The 19117-nt window shown below is 65.9% G+C and carries 22 protein-coding genes; 14 read left to right on the forward strand and 8 right to left on the reverse strand.

The genetic code is table 11. The annotated features are described in order from the left end of the window. Nucleotides 1–16: 16 nt before the first annotated feature. Both K940_RS0123975 and K940_RS0123980 read right to left on the reverse strand, forming a co-directional pair. Nucleotides 17–1111, reverse strand: a complete 1095-nt coding sequence (locus tag K940_RS0123975; protein WP_028479553.1) for an isochorismate synthase MenF — start codon at nt 1109–1111, stop codon at nt 17–19. 106 nt (nt 1112–1217) lie between these two features. Beyond that, nucleotides 1218–1691 carry a universal stress protein gene (locus K940_RS0123980; RefSeq protein WP_028479554.1) on the reverse strand — a complete coding sequence of 158 codons (474 nt, stop codon included), beginning with the start codon at nt 1689–1691 and terminating at the stop codon, nt 1218–1220. A gap of 196 nt (nt 1692–1887) precedes the next feature. Here K940_RS0123980 and K940_RS0123985 point away from each other — a divergent pair, with 196 nt between their 5' ends. Further along, complete coding sequence (locus K940_RS0123985; protein WP_051407507.1) at nt 1888–3045, forward strand: glycoside hydrolase family 3 N-terminal domain-containing protein; 1158 nt, start codon at nt 1888–1890, stop codon at nt 3043–3045. A 96-nt stretch (nt 3046–3141) separates the two neighbouring features. Next, nucleotides 3142–3741, forward strand: a complete 600-nt coding sequence (locus tag K940_RS0123990; protein ID WP_028479556.1) for a TetR/AcrR family transcriptional regulator — start codon at nt 3142–3144, stop codon at nt 3739–3741. Nucleotides 3742–3803: 62 nt separating this feature from the next. On the opposite strand, the gene K940_RS0123995 is transcribed toward K940_RS0123990, so the two are convergent. The 3 genes from K940_RS0123995 to K940_RS32710 all read right to left on the reverse strand — a co-directional run bounded on the left by K940_RS0123995 (nt 3804) and on the right by K940_RS32710 (nt 6637). Then, nucleotides 3804–4691 (reverse strand): MaoC/PaaZ C-terminal domain-containing protein, encoded by an 888-nt coding sequence (locus tag K940_RS0123995; protein ID WP_231390497.1) that lies wholly within the window; start codon nt 4689–4691, stop codon nt 3804–3806. Further along, nucleotides 4688–6046, reverse strand: coding sequence for a 3-oxoacyl-ACP reductase (locus tag K940_RS0124000; RefSeq protein WP_028479558.1), 1359 nt, complete (start codon nt 6044–6046; stop codon nt 4688–4690). The genes K940_RS0123995 and K940_RS0124000 overlap by 4 nt, the downstream gene beginning before the upstream one ends. 444 nt (nt 6047–6490) lie before the next feature. Next, entirely contained in the window at nt 6491–6637 is a 147-nt protein-coding gene (locus tag K940_RS32710) for a hypothetical protein (protein WP_155981092.1), read from the reverse strand. Between the two features lie 545 nt (nt 6638–7182). Here K940_RS32710 and K940_RS0124015 point away from each other — a divergent pair. After that, complete coding sequence (locus K940_RS0124015; protein ID WP_028479561.1) at nt 7183–8505, forward strand: acetyl-CoA C-acetyltransferase; 1323 nt, start codon at nt 7183–7185, stop codon at nt 8503–8505. Nucleotides 8506–8599: 94 nt separating this feature from the next. Here the strand turns inward: K940_RS0124015 and gnd are convergent, their stop codons facing one another. After that, nucleotides 8600–9628 (reverse strand): phosphogluconate dehydrogenase (NAD(+)-dependent, decarboxylating), encoded by a 1029-nt coding sequence (gene gnd, locus K940_RS0124020; RefSeq protein WP_028479562.1) that lies wholly within the window; start codon nt 9626–9628, stop codon nt 8600–8602. Between the two features lie 300 nt (nt 9629–9928). Between gnd and K940_RS0124025 the strand changes: the two genes are divergently transcribed. Continuing rightward, nucleotides 9929–11959, forward strand: coding sequence for a VanW family protein (locus K940_RS0124025; protein ID WP_028479563.1), 2031 nt, complete (start codon nt 9929–9931; stop codon nt 11957–11959). A gap of 228 nt (nt 11960–12187) precedes the next feature. Next, nucleotides 12188–12412, forward strand: coding sequence for a hypothetical protein (locus K940_RS0124030; RefSeq protein ID WP_155981093.1), 225 nt, complete (start codon nt 12188–12190; stop codon nt 12410–12412). A 95-nt stretch (nt 12413–12507) separates the two neighbouring features. Here the strand turns inward: K940_RS0124030 and K940_RS30140 are convergent, their stop codons facing one another. Beyond that, nucleotides 12508–12765 carry a helix-turn-helix domain-containing protein gene (locus tag K940_RS30140; protein WP_051407497.1) on the reverse strand — a complete coding sequence of 86 codons (258 nt, stop codon included), beginning with the start codon at nt 12763–12765 and terminating at the stop codon, nt 12508–12510. Between the two features lie 140 nt (nt 12766–12905). Here K940_RS30140 and K940_RS0124040 point away from each other — a divergent pair, with 140 nt between their 5' ends. From K940_RS0124040 to K940_RS0124060, 5 genes are all read left to right on the forward strand, one after another. After that, nucleotides 12906–13130 (forward strand): helix-turn-helix domain-containing protein, encoded by a 225-nt coding sequence (locus K940_RS0124040; RefSeq protein WP_196812348.1) that lies wholly within the window; start codon nt 12906–12908, stop codon nt 13128–13130. 141 nt (nt 13131–13271) lie between these two features. Beyond that, the gene (locus K940_RS0124045) at nt 13272–13628 is read left to right on the forward strand and encodes a hypothetical protein (protein ID WP_028479566.1); all 357 of its coding nucleotides are present in this window, start codon (nt 13272–13274) and stop codon (nt 13626–13628) included. Nucleotides 13629–13715: 87 nt separating this feature from the next. Next, nucleotides 13716–14507, forward strand: coding sequence for a PE-PPE domain-containing protein (locus tag K940_RS31180; protein WP_051407498.1), 792 nt, complete (start codon nt 13716–13718; stop codon nt 14505–14507). Beyond that, the gene (locus tag K940_RS31185) at nt 14507–15259 is read left to right on the forward strand and encodes a hypothetical protein (RefSeq protein ID WP_028479567.1); all 753 of its coding nucleotides are present in this window, start codon (nt 14507–14509) and stop codon (nt 15257–15259) included. Before K940_RS31180 ends, K940_RS31185 begins: the two co-directional genes overlap by 1 nt. Before the next feature lie 40 nt (nt 15260–15299). Beyond that, nucleotides 15300–15980 carry a hypothetical protein gene (locus tag K940_RS0124060; protein WP_036530041.1) on the forward strand — a complete coding sequence of 227 codons (681 nt, stop codon included), beginning with the start codon at nt 15300–15302 and terminating at the stop codon, nt 15978–15980. 163 nt (nt 15981–16143) lie between these two features. Here the strand turns inward: K940_RS0124060 and K940_RS0124065 are convergent, their stop codons facing one another. Continuing rightward, on the reverse strand, nt 16144–16464 hold the full coding sequence (locus K940_RS0124065) for a hypothetical protein (protein ID WP_196812349.1): 321 nt from the start codon (nt 16462–16464) through the stop codon (nt 16144–16146). Nucleotides 16465–16896: 432 nt separating this feature from the next. On the opposite strand from K940_RS0124065, the gene K940_RS30155 reads away from it, so the two are divergent. From K940_RS30155 to K940_RS0124085, 4 genes are all read left to right on the forward strand, one after another. Beyond that, nucleotides 16897–17094: a hypothetical protein gene (locus tag K940_RS30155; RefSeq protein WP_036530042.1), complete on the forward strand. Its 198-nt coding sequence runs from the start codon at nt 16897–16899 to the stop codon at nt 17092–17094. Nucleotides 17095–17247: 153 nt separating this feature from the next. Beyond that, complete coding sequence (locus K940_RS0124075) at nt 17248–17856, forward strand: hypothetical protein (RefSeq protein ID WP_028479570.1); 609 nt, start codon at nt 17248–17250, stop codon at nt 17854–17856. Nucleotides 17857–17877: 21 nt separating this feature from the next. After that, nucleotides 17878–18315 (forward strand): hypothetical protein, encoded by a 438-nt coding sequence (locus K940_RS30160; RefSeq protein WP_051407499.1) that lies wholly within the window; start codon nt 17878–17880, stop codon nt 18313–18315. Nucleotides 18316–18490: 175 nt separating this feature from the next. Next, the gene (locus tag K940_RS0124085; RefSeq protein ID WP_028479571.1) at nt 18491–19069 is read left to right on the forward strand and encodes a hypothetical protein; all 579 of its coding nucleotides are present in this window, start codon (nt 18491–18493) and stop codon (nt 19067–19069) included. Nucleotides 19070–19117: the final 48 nt, after the last annotated feature.

A 19117-nucleotide genomic window follows, 5' to 3' on the forward strand; every position in this document is an offset into this window, starting at 1 on the left:
AACTCTGCCGCCGGCCTCATTCCACGGGCAGCGCACAGTGCAGACCGCCGAGCAGGGTGCGCAGCTTGGCGGTGGTCTCATCGAGTTCTGCCCGAGGTTCGGACGCCGCGACGATGCCCCCGCCGGCATGCGCGCGCACGGTGCGGCCATCCGCCGACAACTCCGCGCACCGAATCGCGACCACCCAGACGCCGTCCCCATCGGCATCGCACCAGCCGACGGCTCCGCCGTAGAACCCGCGATCTTCTTCCAGGTGGGTGATGACGTCCAACGCAAGATCGGTGGGTGTGCCGCAGACCGCGGGGGTCGGGTGCAGCAACACGGCCAGGTCGAGCGCGGTGATCGCAGGGTCGCGCAAACGTCCGGTGATCGGCGTCGCCAGATGCCACACCTCGGAGGCGCTGACCAACTCGGGCCCGTCCGGGATCGACAACTGGGCGCACACCGGGCTCAGCCGCTGGCGAATCCACTCGATGACGAAAGCGTGCTCGTCGCGGTTCTTGGCGCTGGCCAGCAGGTCCCGCGCGTGGGCGGCGTCGACGTCCGGGTCGGCCCCGCGCGGCATGGTGCCGGCGAGCGGGCGCAGCGTCACGGTGTCGCCGCGCCGGGCGATCAGCACTTCCGGTGTCGCGCCCACCAGCGCCGCACCCGTCCGTCCGGCGGGCGTCAGGTCGACTGCGAAGACGTTCGCGCGCGGATGCCTGGTCAGCAGGTGGGCCGCGACCAGTTCCGGATCGAGCGCGGACTCCGCTTCGGCCAGGACCGACCTAGCCGCCACCACCTTGCGCAGCGGTTGTGCTGGATCGTTGAGCTGTTCGACCAGTTTGGTCACCCGCGCCACGTGTTCGGCCGGGTTCGGAATTTCGGTCACCGCCCGCACCGCGGGAAGATCGGGAAGTGCCGCAGGACGCCACGGACCGCTGGTGTGTTCCACACGCTCGGGAGCCGTCAGCGCGGCGGGCTGGCTCGGGTCGAAGGGCAGCGCGCCCACCACGCATTCCGCGTGTCCGGTGCGCAGCGCCGCACTCGCCTGCTGGGCGTCGTCGAAATCCATCCGGCTCCCGTAGCCCCGAACTACGCTGTCGGCGCGAGCGAGCAGGAACCCATCCATGTCCCCAACCTAACGCGGTCGGGGCGACCACTCCGGTCGAGGTCCCCGTCCGCGGCGAGCGACCCCGATCGCGCCCTGGCACGCGGAGCACGCGACACCATCGGGGTCAGGGTGTCTTACCGGGGGGAACCAGCAGGACGGGACGGTGGCAGTGTTTGAGCACGGCGTCGGCGACGCTGCTGTGCAACAGCGCGCGGATGCCGGTCGCTCCCCGAGTTCCCGCGACGATGATGTCGACATCGAGTTCGTCGGCACAGTCGACGATGGCGTTCCAGATGGTCGTGGAACATTCGGCGGTGCGCGCCTCGGCGTTCAAGCCCGCCAGTTCGGCCAGTCGCACCCCTTCGGCGTTGATGGTCCGGGCGTCGAGGTAGGCCACATCCTCGAGTTCCTCGTCGGGCACCCACTCCTGTTGCACCACACCCGAAAGCCCTGCCAAGCGCGCTGCTTGGCGTACCAAGGGTTCCCATGCGGTCAGCACGACAGCGCGATCGGCACTGAGGAATCGCCCAGCGTATTCGATAGCACGCTTGGCGTTCTCGGAGCCGTCGTAGGCGATGAGCATCAGATCGCAGGGCACGTTGACCTCTCGGTGGGCACGACCGCACGGTAGGAACGACCGGCGAAGCACAGCCGCACTTCGAGCCTACCCTCGGGCGGCCCCACGAAACGCCATGGCAACAGGTGTGACCTGTGGGAATGGCGCTCGATCCGGTTCGGGCGGCCGTGGACGCCGGTCCCGGGTGGCGGCGCCGCGAGGAGTACCGTCGACCATTGTGCGCAAGACGCTGTTCGCTGTGTTCGCTGTGTTCGCTGTGTCGGCTGCCGGCTGTTCGAGCGGCGGTGACGCCGAATCGGCCCCACCGAGTACCCCTTCCGATACACCGGGGGCCGCGGCTGCGGTCACCACCCAGGCGCAACAGGACTGCGCTACCGAGTACCTGGAGCGTTTCACCCCCCGGGAAAAACTCGCCCAACTACTGACAGTGGGCGTGACCGGCGCCGAGGACGCGGCGGCGATCGTGCGAGCCGAACAGGTCGGGGGCATCTTCGTCGGCGGCTGGACCGACCGGTCGCTGCTCGAATCCGGAGGAATCACCGGAGTCGAACAGGAAGCCAAGGCTCCGCTGATGGTGACCATCGACGAGGAGGGCGGCCGGGTGTCTCGGGTCGGCGATGTGATCGGCGTGGCTCCGTCCGCACGGGTCACGGCGCAAACCATGACTCCGGACCAGTTCTACGACGCGACGCTGGCGCGTGGTCGCGCACTGCGCGAACTGGGGGTGACCGTGGACTTCGCCCCCGATATCGATGTCAGTGCTCAACCCGACGACACCGTCATCGGCGACCGCTCCTTCTCCGACGATCCCGCTGTGGTCGTGCAGTACGCCGATGCTTTCATTCGGGCGATGCGAGAAGCGGGCGTCGGCACGGTGATGAAGCACTTCCCCGGCCATGGCTCCGCCTCCGGTGATTCCCATACCGGTACGGTCCGCACGCCACCGCTGGACCAACTCCAGGCAGTGGACCTGGCGCCCTTTCGCGAACTGATCGACTCCGGAGCGGGCGTGATGGTCGGTCATCTGGATGTGCCCGGCTTGACCACCCCGGATGTTCCCGCCAGCATCAGCCCAGAGGCGATGGCACTGCTGCGTGACGGCAGCGGGTACGGCGCCGCACCGTTCGACGGACCGATCTTCACCGACGATCTGGGTGGGATGGCGGCGATCACCACCCGACTGTCGATCGCCGACGCTGTGGAGGCCGCCTTGGTTGCCGGAGCGGACAACGCCTTGTGGATCACCACCGACGCGGTACCGCAGGTGCTCGACCAGTTGGAGCAGGCGGTGGCGAGCAACCGCTTGCCAATGGCTCAGGTCGATGCTTCGGTACTGCGCATGGCCACGTTCAAGGGCGCAGTGCCACAGTGCTGAACCCCGCCGAGGCGGCGAATCGGGCGAGCAGCGAGAATGTCGCACCGGAACTTACTTTGGAGTAATATATGGGGCTCACCTGTAGTAGGAGTGTGGATGGCGGGCGGCACGAAGCGACTTCCGCGGGCGATACGCGAGCAACAGATGCTCGACGCCGCTGTGGAGGTTTTCTCGCGCAAAGGCTTCCATGACACCTCGATGGACGCGATCGCCGCCAAGGCGAAGATCTCCAAGCCCATGCTCTACCTGTACTACGGCTCCAAGGACGAATTGTTCCGCGCGTGCATTCAACGCGAAGGAATCCGGTTCATCGAATCGGTCGCACCCGCGGGTGATCCGCGGCTGACGCCGCACGAGCAGTTACGGACCGCTTTGGAGGGCTTCCTCGGCTTCGTCGACCGCAATCGTCGGTCCTGGCAGGTGATCTACCGGCAGGCTATCGGGCAGCAAGCGTTCGCAACCGAGATCGAGAATGCCCGCGAGCAGGTCATCGAGCTCACCGCCAAGCTGCTGGAATCCAGTGCCAAGTATGCCGAGCCCGGGACGAACTTCGATATCGTCGCGGTCGCCGTGATCGGGGCCGGGGAAGCCATCGCCGACCGTTTGGCCAGCGGCCAGATCGAGGTCGCGGAGGCGGTGGATCTGCTCGACGACCTCGCGTGGCGCGGCCTGGCGGGCCGGAAGAAGGCCGAGTAGTCCACCACGTAAACGCTGCTCGGCGCCGTATCCCGTGTGCAACGAGATACGGCGCCGATCGCTCAGCGCAGGGTGCCCGTCAGGTGCGGGAATCCCTTCTTCGGGTGGCGTAGCGCCACATCCCACCCGGTCGCGACCTGGTCGGCATACACATTCACCGTCGCCGGCAACAGAATCGGCTTGCCGAATTTGACCGAGTACTCGACCTTGCCCGGTATACGGCCCTCGATGGCGCCGAGCACGGCCGCCGCCGACCACATGCCATGCGCGATCGGCTTCGGGAATCCGAAGGCCTTGGCGCCCAATCCGGACGTGTGAATCGGGTTGTGGTCACCGGATGCGGCCGCGTACCGCGTGATCATCTTCTGCTCGACCCGCAGCGTGCGCAGCGGCGGCGGCGGAACCTCGTCCGGCTTCGGCTCCGGCTTCGGCCCACCCGACAGGGAGGTGCGCTGCTGGTGCAGAAATGTGGTGACCTGCCGCCACACCAGCTCGCGGCCGACCTTGATCTCGCTGACCGCATCGACGAGCAGGCCCTTGGGGTGCTCACGCAGATTCTCGATATGCGTATGGATATCCAGTGGCTCGCTCACCGAGATGTCACGGCTGCGCTCGATGAGATTCTGCGCGTGCACCGCGCCGACCGCGACGAACGGAAAGTCCCGCGCCACCACCAGTTGCATCGCCAGCGGGAAGGTGAGCACGAACGGATAGGTCAACGGGAGCGCGTCGCCGAAGCGCAGACCGGTCGCCCGGCAGTAGGCCGCCAGATGATCCGGGTCGACTGTCAATCCGTCGAGCTGAACAGCCCGGTTGGGCAGCGTCGGTTTGCGTGCCGACAGCAGCGGCACGGCTCCCACCGCCGCCTTGGCGAACAGGCGACTGTTCTGCGGCGGTTCGGTCAGAGTGATGACCTGAGTTCTGTTTTGCCCGGGTACCGCGGTCATCATGCTCCGATCAGACTCTGCCCGCAGACCCGAACGATATTGCCGGTAACCGCATTCGAGGCCGGGCTGGCGAAGTAGGCGATGGTCTCGGCAACGTCGATGGTCTGACCGCCCTGCGACAACGAACTCATCAACCGTCCGGCTTCGCGGGTGCCCAGCGGGACGGCGGCGGTCATCGCGGTTTCGATGAAACCGGGCGCCACGGCATTGATCGTGATGTCGTGCTCCGCCAGCTTCGGCGCCTCGGCATTCACCATGCCGATCACGCCGGCCTTGGAGGCGCCATAGTTGGTCTGACCGCGGTTACCCGCGATCCCCGCGATCGAGGACACATCGATCACCCGACCGCCGGGCTTCAGGGCACCCCGAGCCACCAGGCCTTCGGTGATCCGATGCGGTGCGGCGAGATTCACCCCGAGCACCGCGTTCCACCGGCCTTCATCCATGTTCGCCAACAGTTTGTCGCGGGTGATGCCGGCGTTGTGCACGATGATGTCGATGCCGCCGAAACGTTCGGTGGCGAAGGCGGCCAGCTTCTCCGCAGCATCGGCAGCAGTCACGTCGAGGGCGAGTGCAGTACCGCCGACCGCGTTCGCCGTCTGGGACAGCGCCTCACCGGCGGCCGGGATGTCGGCCACGATCACCTGGGCGCCGTCCCGGGCGAACACCTCGGCGATGGTCGCGCCGATGCCTCGCGCCGCACCGGTGACCACGGCGACCTTGCCCTCCAACGGGCGATCCCAGTCGGCGGGAGCGCTCGCGTCGTCCTTGCCCACGCGAATCACCTGGCCATCGACGAATGCCGATTTGGCCGAGAGCAGGAAGCGCAGCGTCGATTCCAGGCCGGTCGCGGCGGGCGAGGCCTCCGGGTGCAGGTACACCAGTTGTGCCGTCGCGCCGCGGCGCAGCTCCTTGGCCACCGAACGGGTGAACCCCTCCAGCGCGCGCTGCGCGATCTGTTCTTCCACGTTCGCGGCGAACTCTGGCGTGGTGCCGATGACCACGAGGCGACCGGACGGAGCGATGCTGCGCATGACCGGTTGGAAGAAGTCGAACAGTTGGGAAAGATCCTCGATGGCGCCGATGCCGGTGGCGTCGAACACGAGGGCGCCGTATTTGGCTCCAGCACTCGGTGCGTCGGCGAAGGTGTAGTCCGACAACAGCGCGCGGACCGGCTCGGCGACGCGGCCCTTACCGCCGAGCAGCACCGCACCCGGCAGTGGGTCCGCGCCCTTGCGGTAGCGACGCAGTGTCTCCGGCTTCGGCAAGCCGAGCTTGTCGGCCAAGAACGCGCCGGGGACGGAGTGCACGAACGATCCGTAGAGGTTGGGAGCACCCTTGCTCTTGCTGGCTGCCACTATTCCTACCTTTTCTGAGTTTTGTCTCACGGGTTCGGGGGTCGCCCCGGAATGATCTGCTAGCACAATGTGCGGGTCCGTATCGACACCAAACTTACTCCAGAGTAAGTTTGTTTGGCAAGGACGCCGCAGCTCATGCGTGCAACCCATGGTGCGCCGGCCGAGTCCTTTGGACTTCCCGCACGGCGGGCGATCAGCCACGCGAGTGTGTTCACATCGTCCACGACTCGCCGCTTGCCGGCCTCTGGCGGATTGCCGGAGTACGGAGTACGGCATCGTCGAGGCCGAAGTCCGCAGCGCTCATCAGGATCTCATCAATGGCGCCCTGTGGCCGTTCGAGGATTCGGTTTCCGAAGCTACACAGCGGCTTGCCGGGCAAGCACTCGAACTCAGTTCGGCTGGTGACCTTCTCGGGTCGAACTTGGATGTTCGCAATGCCGACACTCAGGCCGAGCGTTTCGGTAGAGACGACGGCACGATGCATCGCGGATGCAGCCCGAGCAGATCGCGCAGATCCTGCTGCTGCACGCAGCCGTGCTCGGTCAGTTCGAGATGGATGCGTTGGCCGAGGGCAAAAGAGGTGAGCACCATGCCCGCCTGAACCCAGGACTATCACAGAACTTTCTTCCAGCATGCGGGCAAGGACGGAATCCTCGGCCGGAACGAGCACGTGCTCACCAATGAAAAGGCCGGCGACCCGGTCGCCGCAGCCCAACGCGCCGATCTCGCCAACAGAATCCTTGCGATATCGAACGAGCTGCACGAACGGGGGTTTCTTACGACAAGTTCGATCCATGTACCGATATTCGGACGAATATCTCGTCGAACCATGAATTGACCGGTTCCAAATCGTTCGAAATACCTGCCATAGATACGAGATACTGGAACGAAGGATGTGAGCCTCTCCAACCGTCCGGTCATGTTGTGCTGGATGGTTGCCACACGCTTCGGGCGGGTGATGCATCTCACGATCGGCCAATAGATCGCCGAGACGTGTCCGGGAATACCGATGTAGCCCTCGGACTTACTCCAGAGTAAGTTATAGGTAGACAACCGCGACGGGGCACGGAGCTGCGCGGATTCCTGCGCTGGACCGGGTCGCCGAAACACCCATCCATCAGACCTTGGAGACTCGAGTGACTAGCAAAGCCCGTTCAGCGAAGACCACCGCCAAAACCGGCAGGACCGTCCGCCCGGTCGCCGTCGTCGGCGGCAACCGGATTCCCTTCGCTCGCTCGGACAAGGCGTACGCACACGCCTCCAACCAGGACATGTTCACCGCCGCACTGGACGGGCTGGTCAGCCGGTTCGGCCTGCAGGGCGAACGGCTCGGCATGGTCGCCGGCGGCACGGTGATGAAGCGGATCGGCGAACACAGCCTGATCCGCGAAAGCGTCCTCGGCAGCACGCTCAGCCCATACACCCCGGCGCACGATCTGCAGCTGGCCTGCGGCACCGGCCTGCAGGCGATCGTCACCGTCGGTGACGCGATCGCCGCCGGACGCATCGAAGCCGGGATCGGCGGCGGCACCGACACCACCTCCGATGCCCCGATCGGCGTCAGCGAGGACCTGCGCGAGTGGATGCTGCAGGCCAACCGCGCCAAGACCAATGCCGACCGGGTCAAACTGTTCGGCCAGTTGCGCCCGAGCATGCTGGGCATCGAGATCCCGCGCAATGCCGAGCCGCGCACCGGGTTGTCGATGGGCGATCATCAGGCCCTGACCACCAAGGAGTTCGGCGTCACGCGGGAGGCCCAGGACGAGCTGGCCTACCTGTCGCACAAGAACATGGCCGCCGCCTACGACCGCGGCTTCTTCGATGACCTGATCACCCCGTTCCTCGGTTTGACCCGCGACGACAACCTGCGCCCGAACTCCTCGGTCGAGAAGCTGGCCACGCTGAAGCCGGTGTTCGGCGTGAAGTCGGGCGGTGCGACCATGACGGCGGGCAACTCCACCCCGCTCACCGATGGCGCCTCGACGGTGCTGCTGTCGAGCGACGAATGGGCAGCCGAACGCAAACTGCCGGTCCTGGCCCACCTGGTCGACAGCGAGGTCGCGGCGGTCGACTACATCCATGGCCCGGATGGCCTGCTGATGGCCCCGACCTACGCGGTGCCGCGCATGCTCGCCCGCAACGGCTTGACCCTGCAGGACTTCGACTACTACGAGATCCACGAGGCTTTCGCCGCCACGGTGCTGTCCACCTTGCAGGCCTGGGAATCGGATCAGTACTGCAAAGAGCGCCTCGGACTGGACGGCGCGCTGGGGGCGATCGACCGCAGCAAGCTGAATGTCAACGGCTCTTCGCTCGCCGCGGGTCACCCATTCGCCGCCACCGGCGGGCGCATCGTCGCCTCCGCGGCGAAGATGCTGGCAGAGAAGGGATCCGGTCGTACTCTGATTTCCATCTGCGCCGCCGGCGGCCTGGGCGTCGTGGCGATTCTGGAGCGCTGAGTCCACAGCGGCGATCTCGTCCACACGGCCCCTGGGGGCGACATCTGCACCCAGGGGCAATGGCGGTTGCCGACGGCCGTCGGCAACGCGCCCGTCATCGGTCGGACAATTCGTCGTGACCGCCGAACGCCTTGCGCATGGCCGAGAGCATCTTGTCCGCGTACTCGGACTCACCTCGTGAGGAGAACCGCGCGAACAGGGCGGCCGAGAGCACCGGTACCGGCACACCCTCGTCGACTGCGGCGTCGATGGTCCAGCGACCCTCGCCGGAGTCGGATACCTGTCCATCGAAGGAATCCAGATTCGGATCGGTGAACAGAGCGCCGGCGGTGAGGTCGAGCAGCCAGGAGGCGACGACCGATCCGCGCCGCCACACCTCGGTGACCTCGGGCACGTCGATGTCGTATCGGTAGTACTCCGGGTGGTCCAGCGGCGTGCGCTCCGCCGAGTGTGCGTCGGCGCGCCGCACCCCGACATCGGCCTTGCGCAGGATGTTCAGGCCTTCGGCGTACGCGGCCATGGCACCGTATTCGATACCGTTGTGCACCATCTTCACGAAGTGGCCCGCACCGGCCGGCCCACAGTGCAGGTAGCCCTGTTCGGCGGTGGACGGTGCACCGCTGCGCCCCGGCGTGCGGGGGGCGGCATCAACGCCGGGGGCGATCGACCGCAGCAGCGGATCGAGGTGCTCGACCTGCTGCTTCTCCCCACCGATCATCAGGCAGTAGCCGCGTTCCAGGCCCCAGATGCCGCCGGAGACGCCGATATCCAGGTAGTGGATGCCCAGGGGGCGCAGCTGGGCGGCTCGGGCGATGTCGTCGTGATAGCGGCTGTTTCCGCCGTCGATGACGATATCGCCGGGGTCGAGTAGTTCGGCCAGCTCGTCGACGACCGCGCCGGTGGCGCCGGCCGGGATCATCACCCACACGATGCGCGGTCGCCGCAACAACGCCACGAACCCGGGCAGAGTCGTCGCACCCTGGAAATGGTCGCCGAGTTCTTCGCCGATTCGGGCGATCTGGTCGTGGTCGTTCGCGTAGCCGACAGCAGTGTGCCCGTCCTGGACGATACGGCGCACGATATTGCCGCCCATCCGCCCCAGGCCGATCATTCCCAGCTGCATACCATCCCTCTCCCTCATTGGTTCGCGTCGTCGTGGCGATCGTCGGCGTCGATTCTCCTCGCGGTCCTCGAAAAGAGTTTCACCACACGGTTAACGCATCGCGAGCCGGCGCGATACACCAGATGGCTCCGCGCAGTTGCCAGACCCCCGACCCGGCAACTGCGCGGGTCCTTGCGCGTTTGCTCGGGTCGGTCCTCGATCGGTGAGCGACCCGCACGCAACCACGTCGAGGCCACTAGTGTTGGCGCAGTAGCCCGCGTCGGCGGGCGGCCACGACCAACCGAACGGGGAGGACGGTTAGTGACGAGCGAGTCGACTGCTGGCCGGGGTGTGCCCGGCCGGGCAATCCGCCCTGAGGACGGACTCCGGCGACTCCTCGAATTCAGCCGGGATACGGGGGTGGACCCCGAGGCGCCCACCGATGCGTTCCCCCGTGCGGAAGACGAGCCGGCCGCGCCGCGCGCCCAGACCGGCGGGACCGGGCCGGGAGAGGTGGATTCGCAGCCGACCGTGCCGCTGGCCGTGCCGGGTCGCGCAGCGGCCTCCCGGACCGCGACGCCGGAGGTCACAGCTGATACCAGCGGCGCGGGCCGATCGAGCGCAGGCGGTCGCTGGGATGCCGCGCACGCTCGCACACCCATGCCACCGGGGAAATCCCCACTCTCCACACCATTGGCCAAACGGATCGGTATCGCCTTCGGCGCTGTGGTGGCGCTGACCGGTCTCGCCTACCTGACCGACCTGCTGTTGTCCTCCGGCCAGGTGCCGCGCGGCACGGTGGTCGCCGGTATCGATATCGGCGGAATGAACCCCGAGGCCGCCGACGCTCGGTTGCGCGCCGAGATCGACCCGCGGGCCACGACGCCCTTGCCGGTCACCATCGGGCAGGAACAGACCACCATCGTGCCCAGCGCCGCCGGCCTCCATGCGGACTGGGCTGCCACGTGGTCACGCATCGGCGGCCAGCCGCTCGATCCGATCACCAGGCTGACCTCGCTGTGGCATACCCACGAGGTAGTGGTGGCCAGTACGGTCGACGAGGCGGCGCTGGATCGTGAGTTCACGACGCTACGCCGTTACGACCGGCCGACCGTCGAGGGCACGATCGTGTTCGAGAACGCCAGACCGGTCGGGGTGCCTCCGGTTCCAGGACGCATCCTGGATGTAGCCGCCGCCCGAACGATACTGCTCGACAACTGGGCGCTCGGCCGCCCGCTCGACCTTCCGGAAACCACGGCGCCGATGACCGTACGCCCGGAGGCGGTGGATCACGCGCTGCGTACCGTCGCCGAGCCTGCGGTGTCCGCGCCGATCACCCTCATGGGCAAGGGTGTGTCGGCCACCCTCGACCCGGAGCAGCTCGCGTCGGTGCTCTCCTTCGAGCCCGATGAGCACGGCGGCCTCGCACCCGTCATCGACCACGAGATAGCAATCGGATTGCTGGCTCCGCAACTGGCCGAGTCGGAGGTGGAACCGAAAGACGCCGCCTTCACCGTGACCGGGAGCACGATAGCCGTGGTACCCGCCGTCATCGGCGAAACGATAGATTGGCCGAAAACACTCGACCAATTGTCCGCACTGATCATCGCCACCGGCGAACGTGCCGGCGAGGTCGCCTACGAGAAGCGAGAGCCCGAACTCACCACCGAGGCAGCGCAGGCGCTCAATATCACCGAGGTAATGGGCAAATTCACCACCAGCGGATTCAGTGGCCCTTCAGGGGTCAATATCCGCACCGTCGCCGACAAGGTGAACGGCGCGGTCGTGGCGCCGGGAGATATCTTCTCGCTCAACGACTTCACCGGACCACGCGGCGTCGCGGAAGGCTATGTCGAATCCGGCATCATCGACCACGGGCGGCCGAGCACCGCGGTGGGCGGAGGCATCAGCCAATTCGCCACCACGCTGTTCAATGCCGCGTACTTCGCCGGCCTGGAAGACGCAGGACACACCGAACACAGCTACTACATCTCGCGCTATCCTGCGGCACGCGAGGCCACGGTATTCGACGGCGTCATCGACCTGCGGTTCCGCAACAACACCGCCAACGGCGTCTACATCGAAGCGTTCGCCAACTCCTCTACGGTCACAGTGCGCATGTGGGGGGTCAAGACGGTGGACGTGGAATCGGTTACCGGCGAACGCACCAGGCCGACCGAGCCCGCCACGGTCACCCTCCCCGAGGGTGAAGACTGCATCGCGACCGAAGGCGCTCCAGGCTTCACCGTCTCCGATACCCGTATCGTCACCGACCACTACACCGGTCGGGAAATCACCCGCACCAGACACACGGTCACCTACGATCCGATACCGGTCGTCGAATGCGAATGAGCGCGAAAACCTTTCGCAGGCAAACACTCGGCGATTGCTGAGGTGCACCCGTTTTGGTTTGCACTACCGCGAATCCCACTGCCGTGGGGTCTCTTTAGTACGCGATCCGTTGATGGATGCGATATAACTACGCCAGGTTCTAGGACGCGCGTTCGAGTTCCATCCAGGATGAGGGGCGCGAGTCGGAGCGAGTGAAGGGGCATAGTGGTCGTGGACCGTACGGACTCGATGGCAGAGTCTTTGCAGGCGCATAGTTGGAGTGCGGCAGGCTTGCTGGAGGTGGCTATCGGCGATGAAGCCGTGCAGCGGTTGATACAGGGGGGCGGCACTCTCTGCGATGTCGTTCTCGCCGCATGGGCGACCGATGTGGATCCTGCCGACGCGGTGGTCCAGTACGCCGAGGCAGCTGATGAGCCGATACTCTCGGGCCGACGAACCGACCAGTGCGCGTGACGGCGCGGCGACCGCCCCCGGTGACAGGGGAGAAATCGACCTGATTCGAGGTGGCGGCCGCGACCATGACGATCGCGGCGTGCGCGATGCTCTGCCTACTCCTCTGGGCGTTCCACATCGCGCAGTGCCAGCCCGACGAACTCCCGCATGGGAATATCGAGCGCCGTGCACAAGGCATGCAGTTGCTGCATGTCCGGAGACCGTTCGCCGTTCTCGAAGCGTTGAATCGTACTGACCCCCAATCCGGTTAGTTCCGCCAAGCGGGGACGCGTCAGATTCCTCCGCGCCCGCGCTGCGCGCAGTTCGTTGCCCACCGCTCGGTTGATGTCCGAGGCCACCCTTTTCACACCCATACGGACTATTTTGAGGTCCGAACGGCCATGCAGCAAACGGCTGTCGCAATTCAGCCCAACCCGCTCGGCCGTCGATCGTCATAGCGGCCGCTAATCACTCCGAGTTGAAACAAGTCCGTTCGGACCTTATGGTGCTCCGTATGGAACATCTGGACCGCATGGTTGCCGATCTGGTGCGGCTCGCCATGTCCTCGGCCGGGTTGACCCAGGTCGAATTGGCACGACTATCCGATATCCCCCCCGGGACACTGGCCGACAGGCTCGACTCCCGAGGCTCGTTCGATCTGCACGAACTCGTTCGCCTCGCGGCCGCTCTGGGTTGCCGGGTGACCGATCTGGTACCCGAGTCTGGAGCATCCGAGTGAGCAACCAGCCCTCCCGCACGGCCCACCTATCCCCCTCACGACAATTTGTGGTACAAATCACTCCGCCCGCCGGGCGTGGAATCAGCTAATGAGCGAACTTATAGCTACCGCAGAAATCGCTCTGGACGAGCAGCCGGTCGCATGACGACGGCTCGAAATTACACGACCCGAATCGATCCCGAAGTGGAATCGTTGCGCGCCCGCATCGGTGACCGGGTCGTGTGCGTTCCCCCCGCTGCCGCGTCCGAGCGCGGAGCGGTCGAATACGGTGTGATCACCGCGATCGACCACCGAATGGTGTATGTCGACTACGGATACCGCAATCCGGTGTGGCCCGAACTCGGCCAGTCCATCGCAACGCACCCAGCCAACTTGCGGCCGGAGTCCACGACCGAACTGTGGGCGAGGACCGACACCCGCGATGTGGCCGATACCCCCGACAGCGCGCCACCCTCCGCCGCGGATCCGATGCGCTGCCTACGCCGCTCCGCATCCTGACCGGGCACACCTCCTCGAATTCCCTTGACCGACGGCGCCGTTTCGGTGTCCGTCCGATCTCGCACGTCTGGCGAAAGGACATCAGTCATGACCAACTCCCGACCATTGCGCCGCCGCGTAACCTGGCCACCTCGCGCCGCGGACGAAGTGTTCGACGTACTCATCGTCGGCGGTACCTGGAATTCCGACGGAGCGGGAGCCTGCCAGGTCTTCGCCGATGCGCTCGATCCGAAACGCTTTGCGCCGCGCATGGTGGCCTACCCCGCCGACTACGGCCGCCAGCTGTCCTATGCCGACAGCGTCGCCGTAGGCCGGCGCGCACTGCTCGAAGCTGCCGAAGCGGCGGAACGCAGAGTGGTGCTCGCCGGCTTTTCGCAAGGCGCCGCGATCGCGGGGGACCTCGCAGCGGCGGCCGGACACGGTGCGTTGCCACAGCTCGAAGTGGTCGCGTGTGCGCTCATCGCCGATCCGCTGCGTCCAGCGGGCGCGGGGATCGACGGCGACCCCGGCGGTTATGGGATCGCCGGGCAGCGACCGATCACCGACATCCCCGCGTATTGGGCAGCCGCACCGGGCGATCCCATCACCGCCCTACCCGCTGGAAACCCGCTGCGCTCGATTGCCGACCTGTCCGCCTACTTCGGTCTCGGTAGCCCGGAGGCGATGCTGCGCTGGGGTCAGAGCCTGCTCGAGGTAGCGACCCGACGACGCCTCCAACGCTGGTGGTCGCCGCGAAATTGGCGCACCTGGGGCGGCGCCATCGCCTATGCCCGCGGCTACCTATTCGACGGTCGGCACACCGACGACTACCTCCGGCACGGCCATGCACGCCGACTCGCCGAGGCGCTCAACCGTGGGGTGGCCGAGGAGGTGCGCTGATGCCCTGGTTCCAGGTGGACGATCAGCTCGGCTTCCATCCCAAGGTGGTCGCTGCCGGCAATGCCGCCATGGGGTTGTGGGTGCGCGCCGGCTCGTGGTCCATGCAGCAGCTCACCGAGGGATTCGTGCCCGCCGCCATCGTGCGTGGTCTCGGCTCGACGACACAAGCGAAAAAGTTGGTGGACGTGGGACTGTGGACCGCGGAGGCCGACGGCTATCGGTTTCACGGTTGGGACGAGCGGCAGATGTCCAAGGCCGAGATCGAGGAGCGCCGGCGCAAGCGCGCAGCCGCGGGCCGCAAGGGCGGACAGGTTTCCGGACGCGCGCGACGGGCGCAAGCACATGCTTCGGCAGTCGCCACCGGATCGGTGCGACAGACGCGAACCCCTGCCCCTGGCCCCGACCCTGGCCGTGAAAAAGTCACGGGGCAGCCACAAACCGAAGGCGACGCGCCACCTCGGCGATGTTCGACGCACCGAGATCACCCGGCCCCACCGCCGTGTGGCGCGTGTGCCGACGCTCGTCGCGCCCGGGAGCGCTGGGAAGTCCAGCACGGCGTCGATCGCCGGGCCGAGGCGATCGCGCGCCGCGACGCCACCCGTCGATGCCCGATGTGTGACGACGCCGGGTGGCGGCATGCGCCCCCCGAACTGCTCGCGGCGAACCCCGATCCACCGGTGCTCCGTTGCGATCACATCACCATCACCACGCTCGACCACTGGCATACCGCCGGAGAGGACACGGCACCATGACAACCTTCGTCACGACTCGGCGCGCCGCGGCGGTCGCGTGATGACCGCCGACCCGAACCACCTATACCTCGATCGGGCCGAGCTATCCGCGCTCATCGCGCTTCTACGTGAGATCCCGCATTTAGCAGAAGAACTCGACATCTCACTCACCAAACAAGACCGACAGGGAACTACCGGTGACTACCGCATGCACCGTCGGCCGAGCCAGCAGCCGCTGCCGTACAACCCGGCCGCGGCGCGAGCCACCGACGAGTTGCATGCTGTACTCACATCGTGGGTGCGCCTGGTCTGCGAGCAACGCAGATTCGAATACTCGGGTGCACCCACCACTCCCGGCCTAGCCCGTTGGCTGGACCGCAATGTGATCGCGTTGGCGATGACCGAAGGAGCTCAGGCCGCACCCGCGGACATTCGCGCCGCCGTGCAAGCGGCGAACCGAGTGATCTGTCCGCCAGCAACGCGAATCATCGTGGATGAAGCCAAATTCGAGCAGGCGCGCCAGCAGCGGCTGAATGCCTCCGGAATCGTTACGCTGGCGCGAGAACTGGGCGACAGCTACCGAAGCCTCACCGCACGTCGAGTACAGACTTTGCGTGACGCGGGCAGAATCGCGCCGGTGCCCGGCCCGTGGGCGCCGAAATTGCCGGATCTGTATGTCGTGGGCGAGGTTCTAGACGCACATCTGGCGCATCCGTTCCGGACCCGGACCCGAGAATCGTGAACCGATCCCGAGGGCAGACACCCCGGCATCCGACCAGCGACCACGTCCGACAACTCCAGCACACAATCTGCCATATCCGCAGAGTGCATTGGAAACGAGTGCAGCTCAGGGAAGGTTGAACCTGAGCGGTCGGAGGAAGGAAGAGACTCGAGATGAGCGACTGTCACAATGCGAACGCGAAGGCGACGGGCCCTTGCGCACCTGAGATGGAGGAGGGCGGGCCGAGCCGCAGCACCCGCTGGCCGGGTTTGCCCATGTCGACCATCTGCGGGGTATATCGCGAGGGCCGAGGGTTGGTCCACACTTGGTCGTTCCCGTTGGCATCGAGGTAGAAGGTATCGGGAAGGCCCACTCCCACAATCACGTACGTGTCCGTCGACGGCATACCCGCATTCACATGCGGCACCCGCTCGACCTCGAGCCAGCGATCGGAGCCGTGCCGAAGGTCCGTCGTCATCGCAGAGAAGTGCTTGACCGAACTCATCTCGTACACCGCGAACTCGTCCTCAGTGTTTACCCAAAAGCAGTTTCTATCAGCATATTTGAGGTCATGCGCGATTCGGGTGTTGACATCGGAGATCGCTTAGGTGAAGATATCTGCAGCGCCAGATCTGCGCCCAAATCTCGAAATTGCACTACACCAATTACTTTCGACTATGGCTCCGCCGCCCACGGCGGAGCCATAGTCTTTCCACTGCCGGGCAGTCAGAACGCCCGGCCGCATACGTGGCAGGCCCCCGAACACCCTCTCGGTAACGACGATCGCGGGGCCGAGCCTGCCACGACCTGCTCCGACCCCGCCGCCGTCCTCCGCTGCCTCTTTCCGACCGCGGATGAACGCCGGGTCCGGAGCGCCCGCCCCCGGTCACCCCTACCGGGGGCGGGCCCATTATCGACCGGAAAGTAGGGGCCGCCCATGGACGAGACAGTGCATCAGCTGTTGGAGCTGACCGATCATCGTGCCCGACCGCAACCACTCACCCCGGACCAAGCCCATGCCGCAATGCGGACTCACCGTCACTGTACGACCGAGGATTGCCGGCGTAAGCGGCAAGCATTCCAAACCTTGGTCGGCCTTGGTCATATCGTGCCGGATTCCTTCCGCGGCTACTGATCTTTCGACCGAGAGGAGGTGAATCCATGGGTGCCATCATTATTGCCCTGCTAGAACTGGCGATCGAGGTCGCTCCGCTGATTCTGCCGCTACTTGGACTCTGACCGCTTCCAGGTTCGCTCGCAACGACTTCAAGGGTGGTGACCACAAACTTTGTCCAACAAGGAAATCATCGAATCCGTTCAGTTCGCCAACCATCAGCCTCCGCCGCAGTACGTCCAGACCGATGCCGGTCAGCTGGTGACGCCGGAATTCTTGGCTTTCATCCAGCAGGCGCTCAGTGGAAAGCTTGCCGAGAATGCCGACACCGAGGCACTGGACCCCGAGGTCAAGGCCTTGGCCGAGGAACTGTCGGTGATTCATCTACCGGCCTGGAGTAGCACCACCTCGCCCAGAACCGCCGAGCCGACAGTGACGGGTATGAAGCAGGCGACGCGGGTCGCGGAGTATCTGGTCAAGCGTGGCGTGCGGGTGCATCCCGACCTGGAGGAAATCCGGTGGGTAGCCACCCCCGGCGGTCCTCCCGGCGCGTTCGACACCGGGATTCATGTCACCAAGGACGAGAACGGCCAGTGGCCGTCACCGGATCCGGAGTCGTTCTACGACTTCGACGATATCGAGGTCACGCAGACCGACGACGGCGCCTGGTGCGCTGTCCATCCCCGCGGCTTGTCTTTCGAGGCCGCGACCAAGACCGAAGCCTACGCGGGCGTGGTCGATCAGCTGCGTCAGCGGATCGAACAGGCCCGCGGACAGCAGTAGCCCACGAAAGGCGGTGGCGCGATGACCGAACGAATCGTGTTTCCCGACATCGAGAAGACGCTGGTCGACTACCTGAGCGCGGAACTCGCCGCGCTGTCGGACACCGCGGCGGTCGTGACCCGGGTGCCGGATCCGGCTCCGGCGCGAATGGTGCGGGTGGTCCGTGACGACCGCAAGCCGCGGCTCGATCGCGAAGACGAGCAAGGCCAGCGTGGTCCGCACCTGATCCTGGACCGTCCCCGCGTGCAATTCGAATGCACCGACGACTCCGACGACGCGGCAGGACTGGCCAGTGTGGTCCGCGCGATCCTCGCCGGCGCGTCACCTGGCTACCTGGGCGCGGTGTGGTGCGACTACATCGCCGAGGCCGGCGTCGAGAACGACACCGACCCCGCGACCGACGCCCCACGACAGGTGATCACCGCGGATTTGACCGTCCGCGGTTCTGTGCTCGCCTGACTCACGCCCAGCGCTGTTGGCCAGCCGTCTGGTCATAGCCCGGCGGTGACGTGGTTTCGTGACCGCCTTCGACACGTGCGGGGCGACGTCCTCGCCCGACTCCCGTACGGGAGCAACAACCGAATAACCGAATCCCGAGGGGCCTGCGCAACGATCCCAAAGGGAGAAAACGACAATGGCTCTGCCTTCCAGCAACTACATCGGCGCCGGCACCCCGATCTCGGTCACCGGCGGTGTGCTGGTCGCCCCGTTGGGCACCACGCTGCCGGTCGGCGCCTCCGAGGCCCCCGACGCCGCGTTCAAGCCGCTCGGCTACGTCTCCGAAGACGGTATCGAGTCCATGGGTGAACGCAAGATCGAGATGATCAAGGACTGGAACGCCGACATCATCGCGAATCTGCAGACCGAGCATTCGGTCCGTTTCGGCCTCACCTTGTACGCGGTGTGGGATGAGGATGTCCTCAACGAGGTGTTCGGCAACGTCACCCCGACCGATGCCTCGGCCGACCACGGCAAGCTGTACACGATCGAGGAGACCGGTTCGGTGCTGCCGACCCGCTCGTGGGTCTTCGATATGCAGAACGAGAGCAAGAAGCTGCGGATCGTGCTGCCGAACGCCAAGATCTCGCAGGTCCAGGAGCGGAAGTTCGTCTCCCGCGAGCTGGCCGGTTTCACCATCACCGTCGAAGCGTTCAAGAACGACGTCGGTGTGAAGGCCTACCGCTACCTCGACGACGGCATGAAGAACGCCTGATAAAGCCCCCAGTGGCGGCGGGACACTCACCTACGCGCAGGCCCGCCC

Origin of the sequence: Nocardia sp. CNY236, from assembly GCF_000482385.1 — a bacterium.
Lineage (GTDB): Bacteria > Actinomycetota > Actinomycetes > Mycobacteriales > Mycobacteriaceae > Nocardia.